Source organism: Wolbachia endosymbiont of Mansonella ozzardi, from assembly GCF_020278625.1.
Classification (GTDB): Bacteria; Pseudomonadota; Alphaproteobacteria; order Rickettsiales; family Anaplasmataceae; genus Wolbachia.
In genome coordinates this window covers 1-5646 of record NZ_JADAKK010000034.1, presented here as the reverse complement: position 1 = coordinate 5646, position 5646 = coordinate 1, and the positions used below count along the sequence as shown (strand labels likewise).

At 35.2% G+C, this 5646-nt stretch carries 4 protein-coding genes and 1 pseudogene; 1 reads left to right on the top strand and 4 read right to left on the bottom strand.

Features of this window, described 5'->3' with window-relative positions:
- A pseudogene (gene lepA / locus IHO40_RS03895) lies at window positions 1-1393 on the top strand (translation elongation factor 4); the annotation flags it as partial.
- A 65-nt stretch (window positions 1394-1458) separates the two neighbouring features.
- On the opposite strand, the gene IHO40_RS03890 reads toward lepA, so the two are convergent.
- The 4 genes from IHO40_RS03890 to IHO40_RS03875 all read right to left on the bottom strand — a co-directional run bounded on the left by IHO40_RS03890 (window position 1459) and on the right by IHO40_RS03875 (window position 5441).
- The gene (locus IHO40_RS03890) at window positions 1459-2208 is read right to left on the bottom strand and encodes an SDR family oxidoreductase (protein WP_225536853.1); all 750 of its coding nucleotides are present in this window, start codon (window positions 2206-2208) and stop codon (window positions 1459-1461) included.
- Between the two features lie 9 nt (window positions 2209-2217).
- Entirely contained in the window at window positions 2218-3042 is an 825-nt protein-coding gene (locus IHO40_RS03885; protein WP_225536852.1) for a YihY/virulence factor BrkB family protein, read from the bottom strand.
- 794 nt (window positions 3043-3836) lie between these two features.
- Window positions 3837-3983, bottom strand: a complete 147-nt coding sequence (locus IHO40_RS03880) for a hypothetical protein (RefSeq protein ID WP_225536851.1) — start codon at window positions 3981-3983, stop codon at window positions 3837-3839.
- Between the two features lie 438 nt (window positions 3984-4421).
- On the bottom strand, window positions 4422-5441 hold the full coding sequence (locus IHO40_RS03875) for a substrate-binding domain-containing protein (RefSeq protein WP_225536850.1): 1020 nt from the start codon (window positions 5439-5441) through the stop codon (window positions 4422-4424).
- Between the last annotated feature and the right edge of the window lie 205 nt (window positions 5442-5646).

Below are 5646 nucleotides of genomic sequence, written 5' to 3'. Positions count from 1 at the left end.
CACTTGATTGGTCATTTCTCTTGCTGACCGCTTGATAGAAGAATGTAATGGTCTTGATGCAAGTGAGTCAGTTTTAATATCGGCAAAGACTGGACTTGGAGTAAGGGATGTACTCGAAGCAATAGTGACGAAACTTCCAGCTCCACAGGGTAATGCAAACGCTTCACTGCAAGCAATTTTGGTTGATAGTTGGTATGATCCTTACCTAGGGGTAGTGATTTTAGTGCGAGTTAAAAATGGAGTACTAGAAAAAGGCATGAAGATTGTTATGATGTCCAACAATGCTACATACCAGGTGGATAATATCGGTATTTTTACTCCTAAAAAGGTAATGACGGGTAAACTTTCAGCAGGTGGAGTTGGCTTTATAACTGCTTCAATGAAAGAAGTGAAGGACTGTAGGGTAGGGGATACTATCACTGAGGAAAAGAGACCTTGTAGTGAAGCACTGCCTGGATTTAAAGAAGTGCACCCTGTGGTATTCTGTAGCATTTTTCCCAACAAAGCAGATGACTTTAAATATTTAAGAGAAGCACTGGAAAAACTACATTTAAATGATGCAAGTTTTACCTTTGAAGCTGAAACATCGAATGCACTCGGCTATGGATTTCGTTGTGGTTTCTTAGGGATGCTACATCTTGAAGTTATCCAAGAGAGGCTTGAGAGAGAGTTTGATTTAGACCTAACAGTAACCGCGCCGAGTGTCATATATAGGGTTACAACACGAAGTGGTGAAATTCTGAACATTCATAATCCAAGTGATATGCCAGATCTTACAAAAGTTAAGATGGTAGAAGAGCCATGGATTACCGCAACCATAATGGTGCCTGATCAATATTTAGGAGAAATTCTATCTCTGTGTGAAGAAAGAAGAGGAGAGAAAAAAGATTTATCTTACGTTGGCAGCACAACAACAGCACTGATAAAGTATAAGTTACCGCTATCTGAGGTTGTTTTTGACTTTTACGATAGGCTAAAATCAATTTCTAAGGGATACGCGAGTTTGGATTGGGAAATTTCCGATTATCAGGAAAGTCAGATAGATAAATTGAGCTTTTCAGTTAATGGAGAGCCTGTTGATGCATTGGCATGCATTGTTCATAAAAGTAGGGCAGAAAAAAGGGGGCGCGAAATATGTGCGCGTTTGAAGGATTTGATACCACGTCAGCAATATAAGATTGCAATTCAAGCAGCAGTGAGTAGCAAAATTATTGCCAGGAAAACGATTAATCCATACAGAAAGGATGTGACAGCTAAACTCTATGGTGGGGATGTAACGCGAAGAATGAAGCTTTTAGAAAAGCAAAAGAAAGGTAAGAAAAGATTGTGCTCTATAGGAAATGTCAATATTCCGCATAATGCTTTTATTCAAGCTTTAAAGATAAATGACTAGTAGTGTCTACTTTCATGATATCCTCCTGGTAGGTTCGAGTTATAATGTTCGTACAGCTATGCAACTTACTTAAAAGATTTGCTCAATGGTAAAATTTGTCCTGACACACTACAATCTTCAGAAGCTAGCTCTACAAATTTGCTTGTTAGTTTATCAGGTAGCACTAATTCAGGTGTATCCTTTCCAGGAAACGCTTGCTTGTACATTTCGCTGTCAACAGGTCCTTCTGGATATACAGCATTTATACACAACTTTGTATGTTTTGTCTCAGATGCATATATCTTTACCATGATTTCTAGTGCAGCTTTACTTGCAGCATAAGGTACCCAATATGGATAAGAAGAAGGAGAAAGTGTTACTTCTGAAGTCATGAATATCACTCTTCCAGAATTAGATTTTTTCAGCATTGGATCTAAATTTTTTAGCAAGTACCAATTGGCAGTAAAATTTGTATTCATTACATTCTGTAACTCCTCAAGCTCACAATCATGAACGGGGTCTAATTTACCTAAAATTCCAGTACACGCAACTAATATATCAAGTGCTACAGACTCTGATAATTTTAGGCTTTCTATCATGTTTGTTAGTATCTTTACGTTTTCAAAGTCCAAAAGATCAAGTTGAATTAGCTTAACAGAGCCTTCTTTGAACTCTTCAAATTCTTCAATTTCATTGTACAGTGGCTTAAGGTGATCAATAGATCTTGAAATTAAGATTACACACGCACCTTCTTTTATAAACCTTTTTGCAACAGCAGACCCAATTGCACCTGAGGCCCCGGTAATTAAAGCTATTTTGCCTTTTAACTTACCCATTATTTCTCCTTAGCGAGACTCATTAAAACATTTTAGCTGAAAATTAAACTTTGCTCCATATATAAAAATTAAACTCACCATATAAAAAAATAGTAATGACACTACCACACCACCCAAACTTCCGTATATTAAGTCCAATTGGCCAAAGGAAGCTTTTAAGTATTGTTTGAAAGCTGAAGCAGAAGCTGTCCAAAGCATAACAGCTACACAAGATCCAGGAAATACATCTGACATATTTTGTTTTACGCTGGGCAGCATAAAGTATAGCCAGGAAACCATTACGAAGAGTACAAATTCGATGAGAAGACATTTAGTATAACTTAGCCTATGATAGGAAAAATCAATCAGCATTGGCACTAATGTGGAGAACACTATAGTCAGAGTTATAATGAGCGTAATTACCAAAAATTGTAATATGCTGAGCACCCTTCTCAATATATAAGGTGGAGAAACTGGAACCTTGTATGCCTTATTCAATATTGTTCTCAGCCCTTCAATCGCTGACGAGGCTGTCCAAACAGCACCCACAATTGCCAAAGTCAATAAACTCTGTGGCGGACCAGATATTATCTCTCTAATACGCGGCATTAAGGATGCTAAAATATCCTGTGGCATGTGATCAATTATAAATGCCCAACCGATGTTATATTGGTCTAGGAAATTTGCAAATGTTGACGCTAAAGCTATTAAAACGATGAGAAAAGGAAATATTGACAACAGGATTAAAAATGATAAATATCCCGCATGTTCCATTCCATCGTTATAAATTGTGTCAATTAAAGCACAGTAAAGACAATAAATAATGCTGTAAAACTTCTGCAGTAACTTATTCACTATATATATAAATAAACCAAGTAAGATATTCTAAATGAAATAAAATATATTTTTAAACAAAACCTTCTAATGAAAATGAGAATTGTCATATTTTTGCTGCCCTGGTCACTTTTTAAACAACACAAGATGATTTATGTCACTTCACTAGCCATAGAAACGAACAGAAAACTACTTGACAAATCTCATCACCCCCCTTATTATAATACTGAAGCTATTATTTATCTTCAGTCCGTATATATTAAGCGACAAAAAACTCAATATACTTGGTGTTTCATGTTTAATTTTTTGTACTATGTACTTCATATCTTTATAAACTTATAAAGTTAATATAAATAACTAGCCACCAACTGGGTTTCTTTTGCCTTTTTTTATTTGATAAGTTTCTTAATATTGATAGCTAAGGAAATTTAGGTTACATAAAATGCTGCAATTTATGAACTGAGTAGAAGAGCGTCCATGCCAGTGCATGAACTCAAATAAAGTAAGCATTTTTGAGCACTAATCTGGTGGCTGTGTTTTTCATATTTTACATAATGTATATTATGTAATTTATAATACCAAGAAAACTATTTCCCAACCTTTTAGGCAGCTAAACTATTCTCCTCTGTTAAATAAGAATAAGTTGCCTATACAGAAATAGATTGGTAATATTTCAAGCCTGCCAAGCAGCATTAAAAATGACAGAAATAGTTTTTCTCCACTGCTGAAGAAGGAATAATTACCCGAAGAACCGATTGATTAAGTTACTGAACCCTGGACCAGAGTTTGTAAGCGTCGCAGAGACTGCACTAATGCTAGTTATAAAGTCCATATTGCCTAATATTGCCTAAGTAGGACATCACTATTGATGATATAGTGAACGTTAATATGTAAATTGCAAAAAATGTAAATGTAGAGTGAACTTCATCATCTTCTAAAATTTTACCATTAAATTTCACCATATCACCTGCATTAGGATCTATAAAAGGCGAAATCGATTTCCTATAGACCTTAAAAAAACAATCAAACGGAAGGTTTTGATCCCACCACTTGCAGAACCTCCACATCCACCAAAAAGGTTAGAAAAAAAGCTAACTATCAAGATAGAATGAAATAGCTGCAAATAGGGATAAAAGAAAGCAATCCAAGCACAACTGGTAATGCATTCCATGCAATCTGCTTAATTTATTACCTAATAAAACAAAAATTGTGCCAGATGTGCAAGTGATCAAAAACCCAGCTAGAAAAATTTTTCCACTCGTAATCCAGATACTTATTAGTAACAGCAGGAATGACCATTGTTAAGCTAAACACCAATAAAAATACTCCAACAATAAATGCAATTGAACGCAATGTTTGCAAGTGCTGATAGTTTTCCATAGAGTTAGAGCAAAAAGATATTATACTATATCATGAACTTTTGCTGAAACTTTCCTTATGTCTTCACTTGAAAGTGGGATAAGACCGAGCTTAAATAGGTACCCATCTTTAGTACTAGTAGAATCGATAACTTCTCTAATGAATTCTCTTAATCCATCAACGGTATTCAAGTGTTCTTTCTTTATATAAAGATATAGAGGCCTTGCTAATATATATTTCCCCGATGATATATTTTCATAAGTTGGCTCAATTCCTGCAATTGTGCTTCCTTGTATTTTATCCTGGTTCCTAATCAAAAAACTAAAACTAAATATTCCCAAAGCGTTCTTGTTGCTTTTCAACTTTTGTATTATTATGTTTTCATTAATCCCAACTTCCTTATACCTTCCATCATCCCTTATACTGCTACAAGCTTTCTTTCTTTCTTCCTGGTCTTCATAATTCTCTTTGAAAATCCTTGAATTCATGCATGAGTATTGATCGAGCATAATAGAATTAATCAAAGTTTCGTACGTACCTGTATTTTGATGTGGACCATAAATTTCAATTTCTGTTTTTGGTAAGGTCTGGCTTACATCAGACCAAAGCTTCTTATTATTTTTTACCAGCTTACCATTCTCTTGAGAATATGCAGACAAAGTTTCAAATAAATCCTTTTTTGAGAAGTCAAATCTATGGCTTTGATTAGAGTTCGCGATTACAACCCCATCATAGCCAATAATAATCTCTATCACTTCATCAACTTTATTCCTTTTGCACATCTCCCTTTCTGCATTTTTGATAGAACGAGACGAAGCAGCAATATCTGGCGTGTCTTCCCCTATCCCTAAGCAAAACATTTTGAACCCTGGCCCACTCCCTATTGATTCCACAACAGGAGTTTTAAAGGAGAATACACGGTTGAAATCCTCAGCTATAAACGAGATAAAAGGAAAAACAGTTGAAGACCCAACAATTCTGATATATTTCCTTGCATCAGCGTTTGACAGCGGCATGAACACTACTGTGAATATAAAAATCAAAAGAAAGCCTCTAAGCATCGTTTTTAGTTGAGAACATAAGCCTTATTATTATAACAAAAGATCAAACAAAAGCCCTAGTTTTCTTCATCTTGAAAGACCTAAATTACTTTAGCTGTTATACACAGAAGGCAAATGTAACTCAACAGAAACAAAAAAACTACTTGAGACAACACTTTGACATCGCCCCTACCATAGTAATGAAGCTATTTTGTTTAACTTCCCA